We start from the raw sequence: 23662 nt of genomic DNA on the forward strand, positions 1-23662 counted from the left end.
GGAGCCGTCGTTGTGCGACATCACGGCGGTGGGTCAAGGCACCGGCGCGGGGTGGTGCGCCCGGGCTCGACACAGGGTCACCGAGTGCGTGCGGAGGATCGCCGGCACGACCGATCAAGTCTACGCGCGGGCTCACCACAGCACGGCGATGGCCGCGTTGGCGAGGGTGAGGATGCCGACGAGCCAGAACATCACCGGGGGAAGGGACCCGGTGCGTCGCTGGCGCGCCGATCCGATGCCCAGCAGGGCGCCGATCACCACCAGGATGGCGAACTTGATCCCCAGCTTGACGTAGTTCAACTCGTAGTCGATGCCCCACGGCGCGGCGAGGATGAGCCCTGCCACGCCCGCGATGGTCAGACCCCAGTCCATGACGCGCGTGAACCGGATGCGGCGTGACACCGCTTCGGTCACCCACGCGCCGAACAGGACGGCGAAGCCGACGAGGTGGAGCAGGACGACGACGGAACGGAGGATCTCCATGCCGGTAACCGTAGGGTCATCCGCGGTGCCGCGCCAGCGGGGCGTCGCCCAAGCACCCCCGGAAGGAGGCCGTCAGCCGCGAAGATCCCGCAGGACGAGGGCGGTACGCAGCGCGGCTTCGGCAGCCTCGGCGCCCTTGTCCTCCTTCGAGCCGGGGAGGCCGGCACGATCCAGCCCCTGCTGCTCGTCGTCGAGGGTCAGCACGCCGAACCCGACCGGGCGCCCGGTGTTCAGCGCGACGCTGGTCAGTCCGTCGGTCGCGGCCGACGACACGTACTCGAAGTGCGGGGTCCCGCCGCGGATGATGACCCCGAGGGCCACCACCGCGTCGGCTCCGGATTCCAGCGCGACCTGCGCGGCGACGGGAAGCTCGAACGAGCCGGGCACGCGCACCAGTCGCCAGGACGCACCGGATGCGTCGAGCACGCGACGGGCGCCGGCGATCAGTCCGTCGGTGATGACCTCGTGCCACGTGCCCGCGATCACGACGACGTCCAGTCCGCTCCCGTCGATGCTGCCGGTCTCCGGCGATCCCTTGCCGCTCATGCCTCGGCCCCTTCCTTCATCTGCTGCAGCGCTTCGGTCAGGTCGGCCTCCGCGATGATGTGCCCCATGCGGTCGCGCTTGGTCTCGAGGTACTGGTGGTTGTTCGGTCCGACCCCCACCAGCAGCGGCACCTGCTCCACGACCTCCAGCCCGAGTTCGCGCAGCTGCGCGACCTTGTCGGTGTTGTTGGTCAGCAGGCGCACGCGGCTCACCCCGAGGTCGGCGAGGATCCCGGCCGCGGCGGCGTAATCGCGCGCGTCGGCGGGGAGTCCCAGCGCGAGGTTGGCGTCGACGGTGTCCAGGCCCTGCTCCTGCAGGCTGTACGCCCGGAGCTTGTTGATGAGGCCGATGCCGCGGCCCTCGTGTCCGCGCATGTAGACCACGACGCCGCCGTCCTCGTCGATCGCGTCCAGCGCGGCGTCCAGCTGAGGGCCGCATTCGCACTTCAGCGAGCCGAACGCCTCTCCCGTGAGGCACTCCGAGTGCACGCGCACGAGCGGTGCGTCCTCGGTGAGATCTCCCGAGACGACGGCGACATGGTCGGTGCCGGTGACGCGGTCCTTGTACGCCAGGAAGCGGAACGCGCCGTGGGAGGTGGGCACGTGCGCCTCCGCGCGAAGGCTGACCCGCCGCGTGTGGCGCTCGCCCGCCGTCGTGGCGGCGACCGGCTCCTCCTCATCCAGGTAGGCGATCAGCTGCTCGATCGTGATGACGGGGACCTCGTCCCGCGCCCCGAGCTCGATGAGGCCGGGCAGACGCATCATGCTCCCGTCCTCGGCGACGACCTCCGCGATCGCTCCGACCGGCTGGAGCCCCGCGAGGCGCATGAGTTCCACGGCCGCCTCGGTGTGTCCGCTGCGCTCGCGCACGCCGCCGTCCACCGCCCGCAGCGGGAGGACGTGGCCGGGACGGATGAGGCTGGCGGGGCCCGCGCCGGGATCGGCCAGCACGTTGAGCGTGTGGGCGCGGTCGGAGGCGCTGATGCCGGTGCTGTTGCGGTCGGCGGCGTCGACGCTCACGGTGTACGCGGTGCCGCGCGCATCCTGGTTCACCGCGACCATGGGCGGCAGGTCGAGGCGGTCGGCCCACTCGCCGGGCATGGGCGCGCAGATGAATCCGCTGGACCAGCGCACGGTCCACGCGATCCATTCGGGGGTGGCGAGCTCGGCCGAGAGGATGACGTCGCCCTCGTTCTCGCGATCCTCATCGTCCGCGACGATGACGGGGCGGCCGGCTCGCAGGGAGTCCAGGGCCTGGGGGATGGTGGCAAGGCTCATCGGGAGCCTCCTTCGGTGGGTGTGGGAAAAGCGAGGAGTCGCTGGACGTGACGGGCGAGGATGTCGGTCTCCAGGTTCACGGCATCGCCGACGGATGCTCCGCCCAGGGTGGTCGCGGCGAGGGTCTCGGGGATGAGCGACACCTCCAGCCACGGCTGGTCGGCGTCGGGCTCGCTCACGGCGCTGACGGTGAGGGAGACGCCGTCGATGGCGATGGAGCCCTTGTCCACGATGAGCGGCGCGAGGTGCGCGGGCACGGCGACGCGCACGACCTGCCAGCGCTCGCCGGGCCGCACGTCCACGACGGTGCCGGTGCCGTCGATGTGGCCCTGCACGATGTGGCCGCCCAGGCGACCGTGCGCGGGGGTGGCGCGCTCGATGTTGACGGTGCGCCCTGGTGCGGCGCCGGCCAGAGTGGACATCTCGAGCGTCTGCTGCATGACGTCGGCGGTGAACCAGTCCGGGCCCTGGTCCACGACCGTGAGGCACACGCCGCTGACGGCGATCGAGTCGCCGTGCCCGGCATCCGTGACCGCACCGGGTGCCCGTACGGTCAGACGCACGCCGTCACCGGACGGTTCGACTGCGGTGAGGGTGCCGAGTTCTTCGACGATTCCGGTGAACATCAGAGTGCTCCTTCGATGGCGGGATGCGCGGTGATCAGCAGGTCGTCGCCGAGCGTCTCGACGGAGGAGACGACCAGGCGGCGCTGCTGGGTGATCGTGTCGACGCCGAGGCGGCCGAGAGCCGGACGGTCGGTGCCGTCGGCGCCGGAGCCGATGAGGGTGGGGGCGACGTAGGCGAGCACCTCGTCGACGAGGCCTTCGCGCAGGAACGCGCTGGCGATGGTGGGGCCGCCCTCGACGAAGACGCGCTGCGCGCCGAGTGTGCGCAGTTCGGCGAGCACGGCGGGCAGGTCCTTCCCCGGCCGCTGGATGAGCTGTCGCGGATGGCGGCGGAGCGCTGCGTCAGGGGGCACCGGACGGTCGCCGAGCACGACGGGGAGCGGCTGCTTCTCGTGCAGGGCGCCGTCGGGGCGACGGGCGGTGAGCGCGGGATCGTCGGCGAGGACAGTGCCGGTGCCCACGACGATCGCGTCCGCCTCGGCGCGGCGGCGGTGGACGTCGGCGCGTGCGGCGGGCCCGGTGATCCACTGGCTCGTGCCGTCGGGGGCTGCCGCGCGCCCGTCGAGGCTCTGCGCCCACTTGACGGTCACGAAGGGACGTCCGAGGCGCTGAACGGTGAGCCAGCCGTCGAGGAGCTCGCGCACGCGGTCCGCGTCGACGCCGCTCTCCACGGACACGCCGGCTGCGCGAAGGCGTTCGGCGCCGCCGGAGGACACCGCGTTGGGGTCGTCGAGGGCGTACACGACGCGGCCGATTCCGGCCTCCAGGAGGGCGACCGCGCACGGTCCGGTGCGTCCGGTGTGGTTGCACGGCTCCAGCGTCACGACGGCCGTCGCCCCGCGGGCGCGCCCCACCGGCAGCTTCGAGAGTGCGTCGACCTCGGCGTGCGCTGTGCCTGCTCCGCGGTGCCAGCCCTCGGCGAGCACCTCGCCGTCGGGGGAGAGGATGACCGCGCCTACCTGGGGGTTGGCCCCCACCGGGCCGCGCGCGGCGAGCTCGAGAGCTCGCGCCATCGCCTCGCGTTCCGCGGCATCCGCCATGTCGATCCTCCGGTCGGTCCGGGGTCGCTGCGGCAGGGCGGCGCGTCGCGCCGACCGTGCTGCCTCCCATCCGGACTCGCGACGGAGGACCGTCGCATCACCGTCGGTTCCGGATTTCCACCGGATCGGCCTTCGTCCCCGCTAGGCGGACACTCGGGCTCGCGGACTGTCACCGCCGGTTCGGATTCTCACCGACCCCGGAGCACGTTGATAACTCGATACTAGTCAACGCGCCGACACCAGGATCATTCCCGATCCGTCTCGCCCGCTCACTTCAGCAGGCGCGACAGCCGCCGGTCGGCGAGGATCTTCCCGCCGGTCTGGCACGTCGCGCAGTACTCGAGGGAGTTGTCGGCGAAGAACACGCTGCGCACCTCGTCGCCGCACACCGGGCAGGCTTCACCGCGCCGGCCGTGGACGCGCATGCCGCGACGCTTGGCGTCCTTCAGGTCGGCCGGCGGCTTGCCGGATGCTGCGGCCACGGCATCGGCGAGGGTTGCCGTCATCGCCTCGAACAGGCGGTCGATGTCGGAGTCTTCGAGGGTGGAGGCCAGGGCGTAGGGAGACATCTTCGCGACATGGAGGATCTCGTCCGAATAGGCGTTGCCGACCCCGGCGATGATCGACTGGTCGCGCAGCACGCCCTTGATCTGCGTGCGGCGCCCGGCCAGGAGCCGGGCCAGGTCGTCGCGCGTGAAGCCCGGGTCGAGCGGGTCGGGCCCCAGACGTGCGATGCCGGGGACCTCGGCCGGATCGCGGACCGCGTAGACGGCGAGCGACTTCTTCGTGCCGGCCTCGGTCAGGTCGAACCCCGAGCCGTCGTCGAAGCCGACGCGCAGGGCGATAGGGGTCTTGCCGGGCTTGATCACCGTGGCCGGGAGCGCGTCGTACCAGCGCAGCCATCCCGCTTTGGCGAGGTGGAAGACGAGGTGGACGCCGCCGTCGGTGGCCACATCGAGGAACTTCCCGTGCCGCTGCACATCGGACACCGTGGTGCCGGTGAGAGCGGTGATCGGCGGGTCGTAGGTCTTCAGCGCCGCGATGGCGGTGACCGTCGCGCGTGTGATGGTGCGGCCGACGACTCGTCCCCGGAGGAAGTCGGCGAGCCCCTGCACCTCGGGCATCTCCGGCATGCGGTCATCCTGCCACGGATCGCGGCCTCAGTCTCCGAGAACGCTCCACGGCTGCGGGGTGCGGTCATCGCCGGGGAGGAGGCCCGCGATCCACGCGTCGTCACGTCCGAAGGAGTTCACCAGCGCGTGGCGGAGGGTCCCTTCGTAGCGGAAGCCCAGTGCGCGCGCCACCCGGGCCGACGCCCGGTTGCCCACGACGGCGCGCCACTCCAGGCGTGCGGCGCCCAGGCCGTCCGGCGCCAGGGCCCACTCCACCACCGCGGCGGCGGCCTCGGTGAGCAGGCCCCGTCCCCGCGCGCCGCGCGTCATCCAGTACCCGATCTCGGGGGAGCCGGTCGTGAGGCGGTGCATCCCCAGCATGCCCACGAGGCGGTCGTCGAGGCGGATCGCCCACGTGGCCTCGATGCCATCGGCCCAGCGGCCGGGCACCGCGTCGACGAAGGCCTCGGCGTGCTCGAGCAGGTACGGCGAGGGCACCGCCGTGTAGCGCTGGATGTCGGCATCCTGGCACGCCTGGAAGATCGCCGGCACGTCGTGGCGCGTCGGCGGCGACAGCTCGGTTCGCGGCGTGCGCAGCTCCACGGGCTCCATGCGGGCACCCTACCGCCGCATCGGCCGGCAGGTCGCGCGCGGGTGCGCTGCCGCGTCACGTGTGGACGCGCTCACACGGCGGCGGCGCGCCACCTTTCTGGGAGACGCGCGCTCACACGCCGACGCGGATCACACGCGGCGGAGCAGTCCGATGCGGTCGTAGACGTCGGCGAGGGTCCGGTCGGCGACGGCGGCGGCACGCTCGGCGTTCGCGGCGAGCACCCGGTCCAGTTCGGCGGGATCGTCGAGCATCGCCAGGGCGCGGTCGCGCACGGGGGTGAACTCGTCCACCACGACCTGTGCGAGATCCTTCTTGAAGTCGCCGTAGCCGCGGCCGGCGTACTCGTCCTCCAGGGCGGCGATCTGTCGGCCGGTGAGGGCGGCGTAGATGACGAGCAGGTTCGACACCCCGGGCTTGGCCTCGCGGTCGAAGCGCACGCTGCCTTCGCTGTCGGTCACGGCGCGCATGATCTTCTTCGCCGTCACCGACGGGTCATCCAGCAGCCCGAGGACTCCCGCATCCGATTCGGCGGACTTCGACATCTTGGCCGAGGGGTTCTGCAGGTCGTAGATGCGTGCGGTGTCGCGCTGGATCACCGGCGTCGGCACGGTGAAGGCCTCGCCGTAGCGGGAGTTGAACCGTTCGGCCAGGTCGCGGGTCAGCTCGATGTGCTGCTTCTGGTCGTCGCCGACGGGAACCACGTCGGTCTGGTACAGCAGGATGTCGGCGGCCATGAGAACCGGGTAGGTGAACAGCCCCACGTTGGTCGCGTCGGCGCCGTACCGCGTCGATTTGTCCTTGAACTGCGTCATCCGCCCGGCCTCGCCGAAGCCGGTGAGGGTGGACAGGATCCACGCGAGTTCGGTGTGAGCGGGGACGTGCGACTGCACGTACAGCGTCGAACGCGACGGCTCGATCCCGGCGGCGATGTACTGCGCCGCGGTGCGTCGCGTCTTCTCCCGGAGCTCGCCCGGGGCGTTCGGCTGCGTCAGCGCGTGCAGATCGACGACGGAGAAGAACGCGTCGTAGGAGTCCTGCAGGTCCCGCCACTGCATGAGCGCGCCGATGTAGTTGCCGATGTGGAGCGAGTCGGCGGATGGCTGCATGCCGGAGTACAGGCGGGGCTTGGTCACCCGCCGATTCTAGTCGCGGCAGGTGTCGCCCCCGGTACGTCCGTCCCGCCCCGCTCCCGCCCTCCCGCTCCCGCCCGCCCGCTCGCCCGAGATGGCCGCGCCCCAGGCGCACCGGGGATGCTCGCTCCCCGGCTGACCTCCCCGGTGCCTGCGCCCCGTACAGCAGTCGCAGTCGCCCGAACTCCTCAAGAACGGCGGGGAGGGCGGCCGAAAGCCGCCGAACCGGCGGCGGAAACGGCGAGATTGAGGAGTTTCGGCAGCGGCGGCCAGCGGACCGGGCGGATCAGCGGACCGCGCGGCGCGCCGGGTCGGGATGGGTCAGCGACCGCGGCGGCGGAGGGTCAGTGGCCGAGGGTGTAGTCGGCGATGACGGGGGCGTGGTCGCTCCACCGGGTGTCCCACGAGGCAGCGCGCACCACGCGGTAGTCCACCACGCGCTCAGCCAGGGCGGGGGTCGCGAGGTGATAGTCGATGCGCCAGCCGGTGTCGTTGTCGAACGCGCGGCCCCGCATCGACCACCACGTGTACGGGCCGTCGACGTCGCCGGCGAAGCGACGGCCGACGTCCACCCAGCCCAGGCCCGTCCCGGTCGTGCCGTCGGCGCCGGTCACATCGGCCCCGGCGTCTCCGAGGAAGCGGTCGAAGTAGGCGCGTTCCCGCGGGAGGAAGCCGGCCTTCTTGACGTTTCCCTTCCAATTGCGGATGTCGAAGGTCTGATGGCCGACGTTGAGGTCGCCCATGATCAGGGCCAGCGGATGCTCCGCCGCCAACTGCGGCATGCGCCGCTCCATCGCGTCCAGGAACGCCCACTTGGCGTCCTGCCGCGGCGTCTCGGCCTCACCGGTGGGCACGTAGGCGCTGACGACGGCGAGGCTCTCGCCGTCGATGTCGAAGTCGGCCTCGATCCACCGCCCCGCCGAATCGAGGGGCTCGGGCCCCAGGACCGTGCTCATCCGGGCGTGCGGGAGGCGGCTCGCGATGGCGACGCCCGCGCGCCCCTTGGCCAGCGCCTCGTCGTGGACGACCTCCCACCCGGGGAGGGCGGCCTGCAGCTCGGCCGTGGTGGCCCGCACCTCCTGGAGGGCGAGGATGTCGGCGCCGGCTTCGGCGAGCCATTCGTTCATGCCCTTGCGGGCGGCGGCGCGGATGCCGTTGACATTGATGGAGACGATGCGGACGCGACGAGGCACGACGACGAGCCTAGCCGCGCCCCCCGACACCGAGTCTCGACGCCGAGCGGATGGTACCGAGTGCCCGCGCCCGAGCAGCCCGCGGCCGACCGCTCCGCGGCCGAGCGCACACGGCGGCGCGGCTCAATCCCAGGGCAGGGCGGAGTCCGGCACGGCGGGGGCGTTGCGCTCGGCCTCCCGCAGTTCGGCCTCCGCCTGGGCCACGCGCCGTCGCGCCGCGCGCCGGGCGTACCACGGTGCGTCCGCGGCCGCACGCTCGGCCTCGCGCACCCGCACCCGGGCGGCGATCACGAGCGCCGCGCGCTCGGTGGCGCGGGCATCCGCCTCGCTCTCGATGCTCTCGAACCGGTCGGCCGCGGCCACCGCGATCCACGCGGCCGACACGAGGAGCACGATGCCGTTGAGGCGGAACCACAGGAGGAATCCGATGAAGACCGCGAACGTCGCCAGGAGGGGGTTGGCCGGGGTGTAGACGAGGAGGAGGCCCGCACCCAGCTGCAGCACGACGATGGCCGCGGCGCCCAGCAGCGCGCCCGGCCAGATGCGCTGCCAGCGCAGCGACGCCCCGGTGAGGAAGCGGAACAGCGACGCGAGGGCGAGGGTGTTGAGACCGAACGCCACCACCAGCGACACGGCGCGGGTGAGCACGGCCGACCATGCGCCGTAGTCGTCCCAGCCGACCAGCTGGAACAGGAGGTCCACCGCGCCGGTGGTGATCGAACCGAGGCCCGCGCCCAGCAGCAGAGCCAGACCGAACAGGGTGGCCGCCAGGAAGTCGCGCGCCTTGAGCAGCAGGTAGTTGCGGCGATCGAACGGCAGCCCGAACGTGTCGCGCACCGCGCGGCGCGTGTAGGTGACGAATCCGATCGCCGTCCAGACGACCACGACCGCCGCGACGGCGCCGGTGACCGTCAGGAGTCCGGTGCTGCCGGTGGCGACCGACCGCACCTGCTCGGGCTTGACCAGTCCGGAGTCGCTGATGAGGTCGGGGATGTAGCCGTTGATGATGTCGATCAGTGCCCGGATGGCATCGGAGCTGCCGCCCAGCCACGCCCCGACGGCCGCGAAGGCGAGGTAGATGACCCCGAAGATCGCGAACAGCGACTGATAGGAGATGCCCGCGGCCAGCAGGAAGCCGTTGTGCTGCAGGAAATGCCGCCACACCCGGATGGGGAACCACTCCAGCGTCCGCCGTGTGATCGCCGTGGCCCGTTCCAGCGGCTGGTCGAAACGCTGCCGCAGGGAGCCCGGGAGGGGCGCGGGGTCCGCGCCGGCGGATGCGGCGGACGAGTCGGTCACGCTGCCAGGATAGCGAGCGGCATCGGATGCGCCCGGGGTCCCGGTACGCCGCTGGGAACGCCGATGCCACACGCCGCAGGGACGCCGACGCCGCACGCCACCGGGAACGCCGACGCCGGCCGGGCGAGCCCGGCCGGCGTCCACGTGAAGGTCAGCGCTTGCCGCTGAGGACCGCCTGCTTCACCTCGGCGATCGCCTTGGTGACCTCGATGCCGCGGGGGCACGCCTCCGTGCAGTTGAAGGTCGTGCGGCAGCGCCACACGCCTTCCTTGTCGTTGAGGATGTCCAGGCGCACCTCGGCGGCGTCATCGCGCGAATCGAAGATGAAGCGGTGCGCGTTGACGATCGCGGCCGGGCCGAAGTACTGTCCGTCGGTCCAGAACACGGGGCACGACGAGGTGCACGCGGCGCACAGGATGCACTTGGTGGTGTCGTCGAACACCTCGCGGTCCACGATCGACTGGACGCGTTCCTTGCCCGGTTCGGGCTTGGAGCCCGCGATGAGGAAGGGCTGCACCTCGCGGTAGGAGGCGAAGAACGGCTCCATGTCGACGATGAGGTCCTTCTCCAGCGGCAGGCCCTTGATGGCCTCGACGTAGATCGGCTGCGAAATGTCGAGGTCTTTGATGAGGGTCTTGCACGCGAGGCGGTTGCGGCCGTTGATGCGCATGGCGTCCGAGCCGCAGATACCGTGCGCGCACGAGCGGCGGAACGACAGCGAGCCGTCGACCTCCCACTTGATCTTGTGCAGGGCGTCGAGCACGCGGTCGGTGGAGTACAGCTCCACGTCGTAGTCGACCCAGCGCGGCTCGCTGTCGACCTCCGGGTCGAAGCGGCGGATGTTGAAGGTCACCAGGAACGACTGGATGCCGGTGGGCTCGGGTGCCTGCTCGACGCTCTGCGGATCGTTGGCGACGTCGATGGTGGCGGTGGCGGTGGCCATCTCAGTACTTCCTCTCCATCGGCTGGTATCGCGTGATGACCACGGGTTTCCAGCCGAGTTCGATGTGGTCGGCGGGATGCGACGAGTGCGGGTCGCCCGTGAGGTAGGCCATCGTGTGCTTCATGTAGTTCTCGTCGTCGCGCTTGGGGTAGTCGTCGCGCATGTGGCCGCCGCGGCTCTCCTTGCGGTTCTGCGCGGCGTAGACGACCACCTCGGCGAGGTCGAGGAGAAAGCCGAGCTCCACAGCCTCGAGCAGATCGGTGTTGTAGCGCTTGCCCTTGTCATCGACGTGCACGTTGAGGTACCGCTCACGCAGGTCGGCGATGACATCGAGCACGTGGGCGAGCGACTCCTCGGTGCGGAACACCTGCGCGCCCTTGTCCATCTCGTCCTGCAGCGCCTTGCGCAGCACGGCGATCCGCTCGGTGCCGGGGTTGGCGCGCAGGCCCTCGATCATGCCGCGCACCTCCTTCGCCGGGTCCTCCGGCAGCGGCACGAAGTCGGCGGTCTGGACGTACTTCACGGCGTTGCGGCCGGCACGCTTGCCGAAGACGTTGATGTCCAGCAGCGAGTTGGTGCCCAGGCGGTTCGAGCCGTGCACCGACACGCACGCGCACTCGCCGGCGGCGTACAGGCCCGGCACGACGGTGGTGTTGTCGGCGAGCACCTCCGCCTCGACGTTGGTGGGGATGCCACCCATCGCGTAGTGCGCGGTCGGCATGACCGGAACGGGCTCGACGACGGGGTCAACGCCCAGGTACGTGCGGGCGAACTCGGTGATGTCGGGGAGCTTGGTCTCCAGCACCTCGGCGCCCAGGTGCGTGCAGTCCAGCAGCACGTAGTCGCGGTGGGGTCCTGCGCCGCGGCCCTCGGCCACCTCCTGCACCATGCAGCGGGCCACGATGTCACGCGGCGCGAGGTCCTTGATCGTGGGGGCGTAGCGCTCCATGAACCGCTCGCCGCTGGCGTTGCGGAGGATCGCGCCTTCGCCGCGGGCACCCTCGGTGAGGAGGATGCCGAGACCGGCGAGACCGGTCGGGTGGAACTGGAAGAACTCCATGTCCTCCAGCGGCAGGCCCTTGCGCCACACGATGCCGACGCCGTCACCGGTGAGGGTGTGCGCGTTGGAGGTGGTCTTGAAGATCTTGCCGAAGCCGCCGGTGGCGAAGATGACGGCCTTGGACTGGAAGACGTGCAGCTCGCCCGTGGCCAGGTCGTACGCGACGACGCCGGCGACCTGCGTGGCGCCGGCGGCGTCCTTCACCGTGATGAGGTCCAGGACGTAGAACTCGTTGAAGAAGTTGATGCCCAGCTTGACGCAGTTCTGGAACAGCGTCTGCAGGATCATGTGGCCGGTGCGGTCGGCGGCGTAGCACGCGCGGCGCACGGGGGTCTTGCCGTGGTCGGCGGTGTGCCCGCCGAAGCGGCGCTGGTCGATCTTGCCCTCGGGGGTGCGGTTGAACGGCAGACCCATGTTCTCCAGGTCGATGACCGCGTCGATGGCCTCCTTGGCGAGGATCTCCGCCGCATCCTGGTCGACGAGGTAGTCGCCGCCCTTGACGGTGTCGAACGTGTGCCACTCCCACGAGTCCTCTTCGACGTTGGCGAGGGCGGCGGCCATGCCGCCCTGTGCCGCGCCGGTGTGCGAGCGCGTCGGGTAGAGCTTGGAGATGACGGCCGTCTTCGCGCCGGGCCCGGCCTCGATCGCCGCGCGCATGCCGGCGCCGCCGGCGCCCACGATCACGATGTCGAACTGGTGGTAGTGCACGCCGTCGCGGACGACGGAATCGGCGGTGCTGGGGATGCTCACGGGTTGGATGCTCTCGTTCTTCAGTCGGAGGGTCAGGCGCCCTGGCACATGGCCCACAGGGAGCTGGACTCGGTGACGCCGATGCAGGGGTCGAAGGTGAAGACCACGAGCGTGCCGAGCAGGATCAGGAATCCGGACGACAGCCACAGCGCCCACACGAGCACGCGGCGGACGGTGGGGGAGGTGACGTAGTCGTTGACGATCGTGCGCATGCCGTTGGCGCCGTGGATGAGGGCCAGCCACAGCATCAGCACATCCCACCACTGCCAGAACGGCGAGGCGAACTTGCCGACGACGAAGGCGAAGTCGATCTGGTGGATGCCGTCACCGGTCATGAGGTTGACGAACAGGTGACCGAAGATGAGGACGATCAGCAGCACGCCGGAGGCGCGCATGTAGACCCAGCCCCACTTCTCCAGGTTCGAGCCCTTGTTGCGCGTGCGCGGTGCGGGGATGGTCGAGGCCAGCTGAGCGGTCATCAGTGCGCCCCTCCGAAGTCGGCGAACACGTTGATCAGGTGACGCGGCGTGAAGGCGAGCATCGTGACGAGCCACACGCCCAGCACGATCCACCACAGCTGGCGCTGGTGGCGGGTCGCCCAGCCCCAGAAGTCCACCAGGATGATGCGCAGGCCGTTGAACGCGTGGTACGCGATCGCCCCGACGAGGGCGACCTCGCCGATGCCCATGATCGGGTTCTTGTACGTTCCGATGACCGCGTCGTACGCCTCGGGGGAGACGCGGATGAGCGCCGTGTCCAGGATGTGCACGAGGAGGAAGAAGAAGATGGCGACGCCGGTGATGCGGTGCAGGACCCACGACCACATGCCTTCTCGGCCGCGGTACAGAGTGCCCCGCGGAACCTTCGAGGTGGTCTCGGCCACCGATAGCGTCACGCGCGCTGGTTCAGGCACGAGCGTCCTCCCTGATCGAACACGGCTTGGCGGGGGTGGTCCGTAGCCCCGCGGAGCGGGAAGCTCCTGCGACACACGGGCGCTCGATCATCCTACGACCGGGGGCATAATCACGGGGATTAGGCAGGCCTAACTATCTCGATGTCGAGATACCCGCGCACGACCCGCGGATGCTCCGTCACGGCGCCGTCACGTGGATGACACGGCGCGGCGAACCGGCACGGCTAGCCTGTTCGCATGCCTCAGCAGCCCATCGACGACTTCTACGCCGTGATTCCCGCCGGAGGGATCGGCAGCCGCCTGTGGCCGCTGTCGCGAGCCGAGGCCCCGAAGTTCCTGCACGACCTGACCGGGTCGGGCCAGACGCTCCTGCGCGACACGTGGAACCGCCTGGAGCCGCTGGCCGGCCCCGACCGGATCGCCGTGGTCACCGGGCGTGCCCACCGCGCCGCCGTGGAGCGCGAACTGCCCGGCATCCCCGACCACAACGTGTTCCTCGAATCCGAGCCGCGCGACTCGTCGGCGGCCATCGGGCTGGCCGCGGCGATCCTGCATCGCCGTGAGCCGGACGTGATCATCGGATCCTTCGCCGCAGACCACGTCATCCGCGGGACGCGCACCTTCGAGTTCGCCGTCCAGCAGGCCGTCGCCGTGGCCCGCGCGGGATACATCTGCACGATCGGCATCCAGCCCACCGAGCCCTCCGTCGGCTTCGGCTACATCCGCAAGGACGGTGAGCTGGACGTCGACGGAGCGCCCGAGGCGGCGCTGGTCGAGCGGTTCGTGGAGAAGCCCGACCTGGAGACCGCGCGCACCTACTACGCCGACCGTGCGTACCTGTGGAATGCCGGCATGTTCATCAGCCGCGCCGACGTGCTCCTGGCGGAGCTGGCCGCCAACGAGCCCGAGCTGCACGCGGGTCTCCTCGAGCTCGCCGAGGCCTGGGACGACCGCGAGCGCCGCGGTCCGGTGGTCGATCGGGTGTGGCCGGATCTGAAGAAGATCGCGATCGACTACGCCGTCGCCGAGCCGTCGGCCGAGAAAGGCCGCCTCGCGGTCATCCCCGGTCACTTCGACTGGGACGACGTGGGCGATTTCGCGAGCCTGGCCAAGCTCAACTCCCACGGCGGCAAGAACGAGCTGGCGATCCTGGGCAGCCACGCGCGGGTGCTCGCCGATGCCTCCAGCGGCATCGTGGTGTCGCAGACCGAACGCATCATCAGCCTCATCGGCGTGCAGGACATCGTCGTGGTCGACACCGCCGACGCGCTCCTGGTCACCACGAGCGAGCACGCGCAGCGGGTCAAGGGCGTCGTCGACGCGCTGAAGCTCACCGGCCGCGGTGACGTGCTCTGACGCCGTCGCGGACCCGTCGACCGGCCGAATGCGGCGGCCAGGTTTCGAAACGATCGCAAATCTGTAACTCTTCTGGCGCGCGCGCCTATCAGAGTGTGTGGTCGCGCGTCTCGCGACGTAACGTTCTGGGTATCCCGACCGGGGGCCTGATGTTTGCGCGCCCGGACATCTCAGAGAGGACTGCAGTGTCTGCATTCACCCCCAAGCGGACGGCCGCCGCGATGGCGTTCATCGGAGCCGCCGGCCTTCTGCTCTCGGCATGCGCGCCCGCGCCTGAGGAAGGCGACGCCGGCGCGGAAAGCACCGACTTCCTCGCCTGCGCCGTCTCCGACGAGGGCAGCTGGAACGACAAGAGCTTCAACGAAGCCGCCTACCAGGGCCTGCTCGACGCGGAGTCGGAGCTCGGCATCAAGATCGCCGACGCGGAGTCGGCCAGCAACGAGGACTTCACCCCGAACCTCACGCAGATGGTGGAAGCCGGCTGCGACGTGACCTTCGCGGTGGGCTTCAACTTCTCCATCAACGACGTCATCTTCGACGTCGCGGACGACAACCCCGAAGCGCGCTTCGTGTGGATCGACGGATGGAACCAGGGCCAGGAGAACCTCAAGCCCATCACCTACGCGATGCAGGAGTCCAGCTTCCTCGCCGGCTACCTCGCGGCGGCGTACTCCACCACGAAGACCATCGGCACCTACGGCGGTGACGACATCGAGTCGGTCACCTCGTTCATGACCGGGTACTACAACGGCGCGAAGTACTACGAGCAGGAGACCGGCACCCCGATCACCATCGTGGGCTGGGATCCGGCCACCGGCACCGGCGACTTCGTCGGCGACTTCTCCAACACCGGCGTCGCCAAGACCTTCTCCGAGGGTCAGCTCGCCGCCGGCGCGGACGTCCTCTTCCCCGTCGCGGGCACGCTGTTCACCGCCACGGCGGAGGCCATCCGTGAGGCCGGCACCGGCGTCATGCTGGGCGTGGACAAGGACATCGCCGTCACGCAGCCCGAGCTCGCCGACATCACCCTCACCTCGGTGGAGAAGCGCATGACCCAGCCCGTGCTGGACGTCATCACCGCCATCATCGAGAGCGACGAGTTCACCGCGGAGCCCTACGTCGGCACGCTGGAGAACGACGGCACCGCCCTGAGCGGCTTCGGCGACTTCGACAGCGAGATCCCGCAGGAGCTGAAGGACAAGCTCGACGAGCTCAAGCAGGCCATCATCGACGGGACGATCGACCCGCTCGCGGGCGCCTGACCCCTCGTCACACCCTGGCACACGCCGGGGCGGCAGAGTCCGCCTCGGCGTGTGCCGTTTCACGCCGGTTCCGGCAGGATGGGTCGCACCATGAAACTCGAGCTCCGCGGGATCACGAAGCGGTTCGGACCGCTCGTGGCCAACGACGCCGTCGACCTCACCGTCGAGTCAGGGCAGATCCACGCCCTGCTGGGGGAGAATGGCGCCGGCAAGTCGACCCTCATGAACGTGCTGTTCGGTCTCTATCAGCCCGATGAGGGCGAGATCCTCCTGGACGACGTCCCGCAGCACTTCTCCGGGCCCGGCCAGGCGATGGCCGCCGGCATCGGGATGGTGCATCAGCACTTCATGCTGATCCCCGTCTTCACCGTGGCAGAGAACGTGATCCTCGGCCATGAGCCCAGCCGCGGCGGGGTCCTGGACCTGCCGGCGGCACGGGCTCTCGTGCGGGAGATCTCCGACCGGTTCGGGTTCGACATCGACCCGGATGCGGTCGTCGGCGACCTGCCCGTCGGTGCTCAGCAGCGCGTGGAGATCATCAAGGCCCTCGCCCGTGATGCTCGCGTGCTCGTCCTGGACGAGCCCACCGCCGTCCTCACCCCGCAGGAGACCGACGAGCTGATGGCGACGATGCGCCGCCTCGCCGACGGCGGCACCTCCATCGTCTTCATCACCCACAAGCTCCGCGAAGTGCGCGCCGTCGCCGACACGATCACCGTCATCCGGCTCGGCCGGGTGGTGGGCGAAGCCGCCCCCACCGCCACCAACGACGAGCTCGCCGCCCTCATGGTCGGGCGCGCCGTCGAGCTCACCGTGCACAAGGACCCGCCCCGGCTGGGCGCCGAGGCCCTCGTGGTGGAGAACCTCACCGTCTTCGGTCCGGCCGGCGAACGCCTGCTCGACGACGTGTCGTTCACGATCCGCGCCGGCGAGGTGCTGGCCGTGGCCGGCGTGCAGGGCAACGGCCAGACCGAGCTCACCGAGGCCCTCGTGGGCCTGCGCGACCGCGTGCAGGGCAGCATCCGCCTCGACGGTCAGGAGCTCTCCTCCGCGCACGTGCGTCACGTGCTGGACAGCGGTGTGGGATTCGTCCCGGAAGACCGCAAGGTCGACGGGCTCGTCGCCGAGTTCACGGTCGCCGAGAACCTCATGCTCGACCGCTCCTTCGCCGGCCCGTTCACGAAGGGCCCGGCCATCGACTTCGCCCACCGCGACCGGTTCGCCGACGAGGCGATCGCCGAATTCGACATCCGCACGCCGCACCGCGACGTCCTGGTCGGGCGCCTGTCCGGCGGCAACCAGCAGAAGGTGGTGCTGGCCCGCGAACTGGGGCGCGACCTCAAGCTCTTCGTGGCCTCCCAGCCCACGCGGGGGGTGGATGTGGGGTCCATCGAGTTCATCCACGAGCGCATCGTGCAGATCCGCGACTCGGGCATCCCCGTGCTGATCATCTCCACCGAGCTGGACGAGGTGGTCGCCCTCGCCGACCGGATCGCGGTCATGTACCGCGGCGCGATCATCGACATCGTCCCCGCCGACGCCCCGCGTGAGCGCCTCGGCCGCCTCATGGCAGGAGTGCACGAATGAGCCAGGCGCAGACGGACCCGGCGGCGACCGAGCAGCCCCCGCGCACCCGCCCCTCCCTGGGCGACGTGCTGCACGACATCGCCTCGGGCGGAATCGTCCGCACCGCGGCGGCGATCGTGCTCTCGCTGGTGGTCGCCTCGGTGCTGATCGTCGTCACCAACCAAGACGTCGGGCGCACGCTGCCGTACTTCTTCTCCCGCCCCACCGACTTCCTCCAGGCGGCCGGCCAGGCGATCGGCGACGCGTATGCGGCGCTGTTCCGCGGCTCGATCTACAACTACACGGCGTCCTCGGCGGAGTCGGCGATCCGTCCGCTGCTGGAATCGCTGCGCTTCGCCGGCCCGCTCATCGCGGCGGGGCTGGGTGTGGCGCTGACCTTCCGTGCGGGCCTGTTCAACATCGGCGGCCAGGGCCAGATGGTCATCGCCGCGATCTGGGCGGCGTGGGCGTCGTTCCAGCTGCACCTGCCCTACGGACTGCACCTCGTCGTGGCGATCCTCTTCGGGCTCGTCGGTGCCGCGATCTGGGCCGGCATCGCCGGGTTCCTCAAGGCGGCCACCGGTGCCCACGAGGTCATCGTGACGATCATGATGAACTACATCGCGGTGTCGCTGGCGACCTTCCTGATGCGCACGCCGGTGCTGCACGACATGGACTCCGGCAACAACCCCACCACCCGGCCGCCGGATCCCACCGCCGTCTTCCCGCGGATCTTCGCGGAGTTCGACCTGCGGTGGAGCTTCGTGCTGTGCATCGTGGCCGTGGGAGTGTTCTGGTGGCTCATGGAGCGCTCGTCGCTCGGCTTCCGGTTGCGGATGGTGGGGCTGAACCCCGATGCGGCCCGCACCGCCGGCGTCGACGTCAAGCGCATGTACATCGTCGCGATGGTGCTGTCGGGCATGTTCATCGGGGTGGCGGGGCTCAACCAGGCCCTCGGCCGCGACGGCAACTTCGGCCCGACCATCGACGCCGGCATCGGCTTCGACGCCATCACCGTGGCGCTGCTCGGCGGCTCGCGTGCCGGCGGCGTGCTGCTGGCCGGGCTCCTGTTCGGGATGCTGCGGGCCGCTGGCCCCACCATGCAGCTGGCCGACGTGGCCCCCGAGATCCTCGGCGTCATCCAGGGGCTCATCGTGCTGTTCATCGCCGCGCCGCCGCTCGTGCGGGCGATCTTCCGGTTCCTGCCGGTGCCCCGCGAGGTCACAGAGCTGAACACCGGCCGCAAACCGCAGCTCGAGGCGAAGGAGGCGGGACAGTGACCACGACCGCGCCCGTCGCCCCCGCCGCCGCGCCGCACACGGCCTCCCTCGCCCCGCGCGCGTGGCGAACGCCGATCCTCCTCGGCGCCCTCGCCCTCATCACACTGGTCTTCTTCGGCCTCCTCGGAACCGACGAGTCGGTGTCGTTCACGTGGTCCAGCCGCGGCGACGCCGTCCAGCTCGACCCCTTCGTCGCCTCCGCGCGCGTGATGGGGCTGGTGACCGGCGTGCTGGCCGTGGCCGCGGCGGCGTTCGCGTTCTGGCTCGCGGCGCGCCGCCGCAAGGTGCCGGTGTGGGTGACCCTCATCGTGGGCCTGGCGTTCCTCGTCGCGCTCGTGTCGTGGGTGGGCGCGGGCGGCTCGGTGCCGGTGATCTTCCTCCTCACCGGCACGATCGCCCTGTCCACGCCGCTGGTGTTCGGGGCGATCGCCGGTGTCATCGGCGAACGCGTCGGCATCGTGAACATCGCGATCGAGGGCCAGCTGCTGGCGGGCGCGTGCACCGCGGCCATGGTGGCCTCGGCCACCGGCAACCAGATCCTGGCGCTGGTGGCGGCGATGGTCTCCGGCGCCCTCATCGCGATGGTGCTCGCCTGGTTCGCCATCAGCTACCTCGTCGATCAGGTGGTCGTCGGCGTCGTGCTCATCGGCCTGGTCACCGCGGTGACCAACTTCCTCTACTCGGCGGTGCTGTCACCCAACTCCGCCACGCTGAACGACCCCGGCACGCTGCCGCGCATCGCCATCCCGCTCCTGTCCGAGATCCCCGTTCTCGGACCGGTGCTGTTCGAGCAGCGCCTGACGACCTACATCATGTTCCTGCTGGTGCCGCTGGCGTGGTTCGTGCTCTTCCGCACCACGTGGGGCCTGCGCATCCGCGCCCTCGGGGAGCACCCCCTGGCGGCGGACACGGTCGGCATCAACGTCAACCGCTGGCGATTCTGGACGGTGACCGTGGCGGGCCTGGTCGCGGGCCTCGGCGGGGCCACCCTCACGATCGGCTCCGTGGGCGCCTTCGTCCGGGAGATGAGCGCAGGCCAGGGGTTCATCGCGCTGGCCGCCGTCATCCTCGGGCGGTGGAACCCGTGGGGCGCGGCGATCGCGGCGCTGCTGTTCGGGTTCGCGAGCAACTTCCGCATCTGGGCCGGTCAGGCCGGATCCCAGGTTCCCACCGACATCATCGAGATGGTGCCCTATGTGGTGACCATCGTGGCCGTGGCGATCGTGGCCGGCCGGGTCATCGGCCCCAGGGCCGCCGGCAAACCGTACATCAAGGAGTGACGTGACCGACATCCACTGGGACGAGCTGCGTTCGGCCGCGACCGACGCCATGCAGCGGGCCTACGCCCCCTACTCGCGCTACAAGGTCGGTGCCGCCGCGCTCGTCAGCGACGGTCGCATCGTCTCGGGCTGCAACGTGGAGAACGCCTCGTACGGCGTGGGCCTGTGCGCCGAATGCGGGCTCGTGTCCGACCTGCACATGTCCGGCGGCGGCCAGCTGGTGGCCTTCGTGTGCGTCAACGGCGAGGGGCAGACCATCATGCCGTGCGGCCGGTGCCGGCAGCTGCTGTTCGAGCACGCCATCCCGGGGATGCTGCTGGAGACGGTATCGGGCATCCGCACGATCGACGAGGTGCTGCCCGACGCGTTCGGGCCGCGTGACCTCGACGTCCGGCAGACGCGCAGCGAGGACGCCGGGAGATGACCGATCCGGCAGCATCCGCCCCGGTGGAGCCGCACGACGCCATCGACGTCATCCGCGCCAAGCGCGACGGCGGGACGGTGCCCGAGCCCGCGCTGCGCTGGATGATCGACGCCTACACGCGCGGGTACGTCACCGACCCGCAGATGTCGGCGTTCACGATGGCGGTGCTGCTGAACGGCATGGACCGCGACGAGATCCGTGTGATGACCGACGCGATGATCGCCTCGGGGGAGCGCATGGACTTCTCCTCCCTGGGCAAGCCCACCGTCGACAAGCACTCCACCGGCGGCGTGGGCGACAAGATCACCCTGCCCCTGGCTCCGCTGGTCGCCAGTTTCGGCGTGGCCGTGCCGCAGCTGTCCGGGCGCGGACTGGGGCACACCGGTGGAACCCTGGACAAGCTCGAGTCGATCCCCGGCTGGCGCGCCGCGCTGTCCAACGACGAGATCCTCGCGCAGCTGGCCGACGTGGGCGCCGTGATCTGCGCCGCCGGGTCGGGCCTCGCGCCCGCCGACAAGAAGCTCTACGCGCTGCGGGATGTCACCGGCACCGTCGAGGCCATTCCGCTGATCGCTTCCAGCATCATGTCGAAGAAGATCGCCGAGGGCACCGACGCGCTCGTGCTGGATGTCAAATTCGGCTCCGGCGCCTTCATCCCCGATCCCGACCGGGCGCGGGAGCTCGCCCGCACGATGGTCGCGCTGGGCACCGATTCGGGCGTTGCCACCACGGCCCTCCTCACCGACATGAGCACGCCGCTGGGCCGTACGATCGGCAACGCCAACGAGGTGCGCGAATCGGTCGAGGTGCTCGCCGGCGGCGGCCCTGCCGACGTGGTCGAGCTGACGGTCGCCCTGGCGCGCGAGATGCTCGCCCTCGCCGGCCGCCCCGACGCCGACGTGGAGAAGGCGCTGGCCCACGGACGTGCGATGGACGTGTGGCGCCGGATGATCCGCGCCCAGGACGGCGACCCGGATGCGGCCCTCCCGCAGCCGCGCGAGACCCACACCGTCACCGCCGATCGCGGCGGGGTCCTGACCCGCGTCGACGCCCTCCCCTTCGGCATCGCCGCCTGGCGGCTGGGTGCGGGCCGAGCGCGTGCGCAGGACCCGGTCATCCACGCGGCGGGCATCGACCTGCACGTCCAGCCCGGCGACACCGTCACCCCGGGGCAGCCGCTGTTCACGCTGCTCGCCGACGACGGCGCGCGCTTCGGCCGTGCCCTGGACGCGCTCACGGATGCGTGGAGCATCGGCGACGACCCCCTCGAGCCCGCCCCCCGCGTCCGCGAACGCATCACCGCTTGACCACCGCCCCCCGGAGGAACCCATGGCTATCGATCCCGACGGCGACACCCGCATCCAGGGGCGGTCGCTGCGCGCGCTGCCCAAGGTGTCGCTGCACGACCACCTCGACGGCGGCGTGCGTCCCGCGACCGTGCTCGACCTCGCCGATGCCGCAGGGCTCGAACTGCCCGCATCCGACGTCGACGGCCTCGCCGACTGGTTCGCCGAGCAGGGCGATTCCGGCTCGCTCGAGGAATACCTGAGGACCTTCGAGGTGACCGTCGGGGTCACCCAGTCCCGCGCGGCGCTCACGCGCGTCGCGCGCGAATTCGTCGAGGATCTCGCCGCAGACGGCGTCATCTACGGCGAGGTCCGGTGGGCACCCGAACAGCACGTGACCGGCGGGCTCACCCTCGAGGAGGCCGTCGAGGCCGTGCAGGAGGGCATCGAAGAGGGTGAGGACGCCGCGCAGGACGCCGGCCGCGACATCCGCGTCAGCCAGCTGCTCACCGCGATGCGTCACACCGACCGGTCACTGGAGATCGCACGCCTCGCGGTGGACTGGCGCGACCGCGGCGTCGTCGGGTTCGACATCGCCGGGCCCGAGGACGGCTTCCTCCCGGCCCGCCACCGGGCGGCGTTCGACCACCTCGCGGAGGAGTTCTTCCCCGTGACGGTGCACGCCGGCGAAGGCGCCGGGCTCGACAGCATCCGTTCGGCGCTGCTGGACGGCCGCGCCCTGCGGCTCGGGCACGGCGTGCGCATCGCGGAGGACCTCGACGTCATCGACCGTGAGGGCGACGAGGTGCGAGTGCACCTCGGCGAGCTCGCGCGGTGGGTGCGCGACCGTGAGATCGCGCTGGAGCTGTCGCCGTCGTCGAATCTGCAGACCGGTGCCGTCGCGGCGTGGGGAACGACGCTGGAGGACCACCCGTTCGACCTGCTGTACCAGCTCGGATTCGCGGTGACGGTCAACGTCGACAACCGCACGATGAGTCGCACGTCGCTCACGCGCGAGCTCGCGCTGCTCGCGGAGGCCTTCGACTACGGGCTGGATGACGTGGAGGCCTTCCAGCTGAACGCCGCTGCCGCCTCGTTCCTGCCGATCGAGGAGCGCGAGGAGCTGATCGACATCATCTCCGACGCCTTCGCCCGCCGCCGCTGACCCGGCCCGGTGGCTGCGGCCGGTCGGGCCGGTGCGGGTGCGGCCGGCCCGCGCTGCCGGCCCGCTGCTGCCCGCTGCTGCCGCTCTCGCCCGAACTCCTCAATGGCGACGCATCCACCGCCGGTTCGGCCGGTTTTCCCCGCGGCGGCGCGAAGTCTTGAGGAGTTCGGGGAAGCCGGAGGCGTCCCGAGCCGCGAGGACTGCCTTCATCGCGGCGACGACGTCCTCGTACCGGAACAGGATGTCCTCGGCGACGGGGCGCACGGTGGTGTAGCCGAGCGCCGCGGCGGCCAGGTCGCGGCGACGATCGCGCCGTTGCGCCTCCCACCCTTCGTGATAGGCGCGACTGTCGCACTCGACGATGAGCCAGCCGTCGATCACGAGGTCGACCCGGCCCACCGTGGGGATCCGCACCTGCACGTCGACGCGGCATCCGAGCGCCCGGAGGAGGAGGCGCATCAGGGTCTCCGGACCGGATTCGCTCCGTTTGTCCAGGAGGCCGCGGAGGGCCCGATAGCGGAGGGGCAACCGGGCGAAGATGCCGGCGATGTCGGCCTCATCCACCACACCGAGATGCCACGCGGAGTCGAGGGTGGCGACGGCATCCCGGGGAGCCTGGCACCGTACGGCCTGGGCGAGGGCCTCGATGATGTCGGCGGCGAGGGTGTGCGATGCCCCGGTGGAGGGACGCCAGTGCGGCACCGCCTCGACGGGGCGAGGTGGGAGCCGGCTCGCGCCGTTGTCGAACTGCACGTGCAGCGTCGCGACGGAACGGACGAACACGCCGAGGAGGGCGAGCAGAGTGACGCAGTCCAGCCGCCCGCCCAGGCGTGCTGCCTCCAGGAGCGGGGCGGGCAGATCGCCGGGAGCGTAGCGACCTTGGCGCACCCGGATCAGGCGACCGAGGTCGACCATCGCACGGAGCTGCACCTTGGTCCAGCCGGCGGCCCGCAGCTCCGCTGTCCGCCAGAACCGCGCCGCGAGGACCGGCACCACCTCGGGATCTGCTGTCGTCATCCCCCCAACCAACCGCGGCGACGCCCTTCGGGGTGGGGGAC

23 protein-coding genes and 1 riboswitch are annotated in these 23662 nt (G+C 70.7%); of the genes, 8 read left to right on the forward strand and 15 right to left on the reverse strand.

Annotated elements, in window-relative coordinates; all coding sequences use genetic code 11:
- Nucleotides 1–132: 132 nt before the first annotated feature.
- The 14 genes from E4K62_RS04565 to sdhC form a co-directional block, all read right to left on the reverse strand.
- Nucleotides 133–483 carry a Fe-S protein gene (locus E4K62_RS04565; protein WP_135064116.1) on the reverse strand — a complete coding sequence of 117 codons (351 nt, stop codon included), beginning with the start codon at nucleotides 481–483 and terminating at the stop codon, nucleotides 133–135.
- A gap of 72 nt (nucleotides 484–555) precedes the next feature.
- On the reverse strand, nucleotides 556–1029 hold the full coding sequence (ribH, locus tag E4K62_RS04570; protein ID WP_135064119.1) for a 6,7-dimethyl-8-ribityllumazine synthase: 474 nt from the start codon (nucleotides 1027–1029) through the stop codon (nucleotides 556–558).
- Nucleotides 1026–2306 (reverse strand): GTP cyclohydrolase II, encoded by a 1281-nt coding sequence (gene ribA / locus E4K62_RS04575; protein ID WP_135064122.1) that lies wholly within the window; start codon nucleotides 2304–2306, stop codon nucleotides 1026–1028. The genes ribH and ribA overlap by 4 nt, the downstream gene beginning before the upstream one ends.
- Nucleotides 2303–2932, reverse strand: a complete 630-nt coding sequence (locus E4K62_RS04580; RefSeq protein ID WP_135064125.1) for a riboflavin synthase — start codon at nucleotides 2930–2932, stop codon at nucleotides 2303–2305. The genes ribA and E4K62_RS04580 overlap by 4 nt, the downstream gene beginning before the upstream one ends.
- On the reverse strand, nucleotides 2932–3972 hold the full coding sequence (gene ribD / locus E4K62_RS04585; RefSeq protein ID WP_135064128.1) for a bifunctional diaminohydroxyphosphoribosylaminopyrimidine deaminase/5-amino-6-(5-phosphoribosylamino)uracil reductase RibD: 1041 nt from the start codon (nucleotides 3970–3972) through the stop codon (nucleotides 2932–2934). Before ribD ends, E4K62_RS04580 begins: the two co-directional genes overlap by 1 nt.
- 53 nt (nucleotides 3973–4025) lie before the next feature.
- A riboswitch (FMN riboswitch) is annotated at nucleotides 4026–4181 on the reverse strand.
- Nucleotides 4182–4241: 60 nt separating this feature from the next.
- The gene (locus E4K62_RS04590) at nucleotides 4242–5105 is read right to left on the reverse strand and encodes an Fpg/Nei family DNA glycosylase (RefSeq protein WP_135064131.1); all 864 of its coding nucleotides are present in this window, start codon (nucleotides 5103–5105) and stop codon (nucleotides 4242–4244) included.
- Nucleotides 5106–5132: 27 nt separating this feature from the next.
- Nucleotides 5133–5696: a GNAT family N-acetyltransferase gene (locus E4K62_RS04595; protein WP_135064134.1), complete on the reverse strand. Its 564-nt coding sequence runs from the start codon at nucleotides 5694–5696 to the stop codon at nucleotides 5133–5135.
- Between the two features lie 129 nt (nucleotides 5697–5825).
- The gene (trpS, locus tag E4K62_RS04600; RefSeq protein ID WP_135064137.1) at nucleotides 5826–6830 is read right to left on the reverse strand and encodes a tryptophan--tRNA ligase; all 1005 of its coding nucleotides are present in this window, start codon (nucleotides 6828–6830) and stop codon (nucleotides 5826–5828) included.
- 341 nt (nucleotides 6831–7171) lie between these two features.
- The gene (locus E4K62_RS04605; protein WP_135064140.1) at nucleotides 7172–8020 is read right to left on the reverse strand and encodes an exodeoxyribonuclease III; all 849 of its coding nucleotides are present in this window, start codon (nucleotides 8018–8020) and stop codon (nucleotides 7172–7174) included.
- A 123-nt stretch (nucleotides 8021–8143) separates the two neighbouring features.
- Nucleotides 8144–9319, reverse strand: coding sequence for a YihY/virulence factor BrkB family protein (locus tag E4K62_RS04610; RefSeq protein WP_135064142.1), 1176 nt, complete (start codon nucleotides 9317–9319; stop codon nucleotides 8144–8146).
- A 151-nt stretch (nucleotides 9320–9470) separates the two neighbouring features.
- Nucleotides 9471–10262: a succinate dehydrogenase iron-sulfur subunit gene (locus E4K62_RS04615; RefSeq protein WP_135064145.1), complete on the reverse strand. Its 792-nt coding sequence runs from the start codon at nucleotides 10260–10262 to the stop codon at nucleotides 9471–9473.
- A gap of 1 nt (nucleotide 10263) precedes the next feature.
- Nucleotides 10264–12072, reverse strand: a complete 1809-nt coding sequence (sdhA, locus tag E4K62_RS04620; RefSeq protein WP_187270394.1) for a succinate dehydrogenase flavoprotein subunit — start codon at nucleotides 12070–12072, stop codon at nucleotides 10264–10266.
- 32 nt (nucleotides 12073–12104) lie between these two features.
- Nucleotides 12105–12551, reverse strand: coding sequence for a succinate dehydrogenase hydrophobic membrane anchor subunit (locus E4K62_RS04625; protein WP_135064148.1), 447 nt, complete (start codon nucleotides 12549–12551; stop codon nucleotides 12105–12107).
- Nucleotides 12551–12985, reverse strand: a complete 435-nt coding sequence (gene sdhC, locus E4K62_RS04630) for a succinate dehydrogenase, cytochrome b556 subunit (RefSeq protein WP_135064151.1) — start codon at nucleotides 12983–12985, stop codon at nucleotides 12551–12553. Before sdhC ends, E4K62_RS04625 begins: the two co-directional genes overlap by 1 nt.
- 237 nt (nucleotides 12986–13222) lie before the next feature.
- Here sdhC and E4K62_RS04635 point away from each other — a divergent pair, with 237 nt between their 5' ends.
- From E4K62_RS04635 to E4K62_RS04670, 8 genes are all read left to right on the forward strand, one after another.
- The gene (locus tag E4K62_RS04635) at nucleotides 13223–14341 is read left to right on the forward strand and encodes a mannose-1-phosphate guanylyltransferase (RefSeq protein WP_135064154.1); all 1119 of its coding nucleotides are present in this window, start codon (nucleotides 13223–13225) and stop codon (nucleotides 14339–14341) included.
- Nucleotides 14342–14526: 185 nt separating this feature from the next.
- Complete coding sequence (locus E4K62_RS04640; RefSeq protein WP_167747737.1) at nucleotides 14527–15603, forward strand: BMP family lipoprotein; 1077 nt, start codon at nucleotides 14527–14529, stop codon at nucleotides 15601–15603.
- 90 nt (nucleotides 15604–15693) lie between these two features.
- Nucleotides 15694–17190, forward strand: coding sequence for an ABC transporter ATP-binding protein (locus E4K62_RS04645; RefSeq protein WP_135064160.1), 1497 nt, complete (start codon nucleotides 15694–15696; stop codon nucleotides 17188–17190).
- The gene (locus E4K62_RS04650; RefSeq protein ID WP_135064163.1) at nucleotides 17187–18449 is read left to right on the forward strand and encodes an ABC transporter permease; all 1263 of its coding nucleotides are present in this window, start codon (nucleotides 17187–17189) and stop codon (nucleotides 18447–18449) included. The genes E4K62_RS04645 and E4K62_RS04650 overlap by 4 nt, the downstream gene beginning before the upstream one ends.
- Complete coding sequence (locus E4K62_RS04655; protein ID WP_135064166.1) at nucleotides 18446–19729, forward strand: ABC transporter permease; 1284 nt, start codon at nucleotides 18446–18448, stop codon at nucleotides 19727–19729. Before E4K62_RS04650 ends, E4K62_RS04655 begins: the two co-directional genes overlap by 4 nt.
- 1 nt (nucleotide 19730) lies before the next feature.
- Complete coding sequence (locus tag E4K62_RS04660) at nucleotides 19731–20153, forward strand: cytidine deaminase (RefSeq protein WP_135064169.1); 423 nt, start codon at nucleotides 19731–19733, stop codon at nucleotides 20151–20153.
- Nucleotides 20150–21460 carry a thymidine phosphorylase gene (locus E4K62_RS04665; RefSeq protein WP_135064172.1) on the forward strand — a complete coding sequence of 437 codons (1311 nt, stop codon included), beginning with the start codon at nucleotides 20150–20152 and terminating at the stop codon, nucleotides 21458–21460. The genes E4K62_RS04660 and E4K62_RS04665 overlap by 4 nt, the downstream gene beginning before the upstream one ends.
- A 22-nt stretch (nucleotides 21461–21482) precedes the next feature.
- The gene (locus tag E4K62_RS04670; protein WP_135064175.1) at nucleotides 21483–22604 is read left to right on the forward strand and encodes an adenosine deaminase; all 1122 of its coding nucleotides are present in this window, start codon (nucleotides 21483–21485) and stop codon (nucleotides 22602–22604) included.
- Nucleotides 22605–22703: 99 nt separating this feature from the next.
- Here E4K62_RS04670 and E4K62_RS04675 read toward each other — a convergent pair whose 3' ends face one another.
- Entirely contained in the window at nucleotides 22704–23621 is a 918-nt protein-coding gene (locus E4K62_RS04675) for a type IV toxin-antitoxin system AbiEi family antitoxin domain-containing protein (RefSeq protein WP_187270393.1), read from the reverse strand.
- Between the last annotated feature and the right edge of the window lie 41 nt (nucleotides 23622–23662).

Origin of the sequence: Microbacterium wangchenii (assembly GCF_004564355.1) — a bacterium.
GTDB classification, from domain to species: domain Bacteria; phylum Actinomycetota; class Actinomycetes; order Actinomycetales; family Microbacteriaceae; genus Microbacterium; species Microbacterium wangchenii.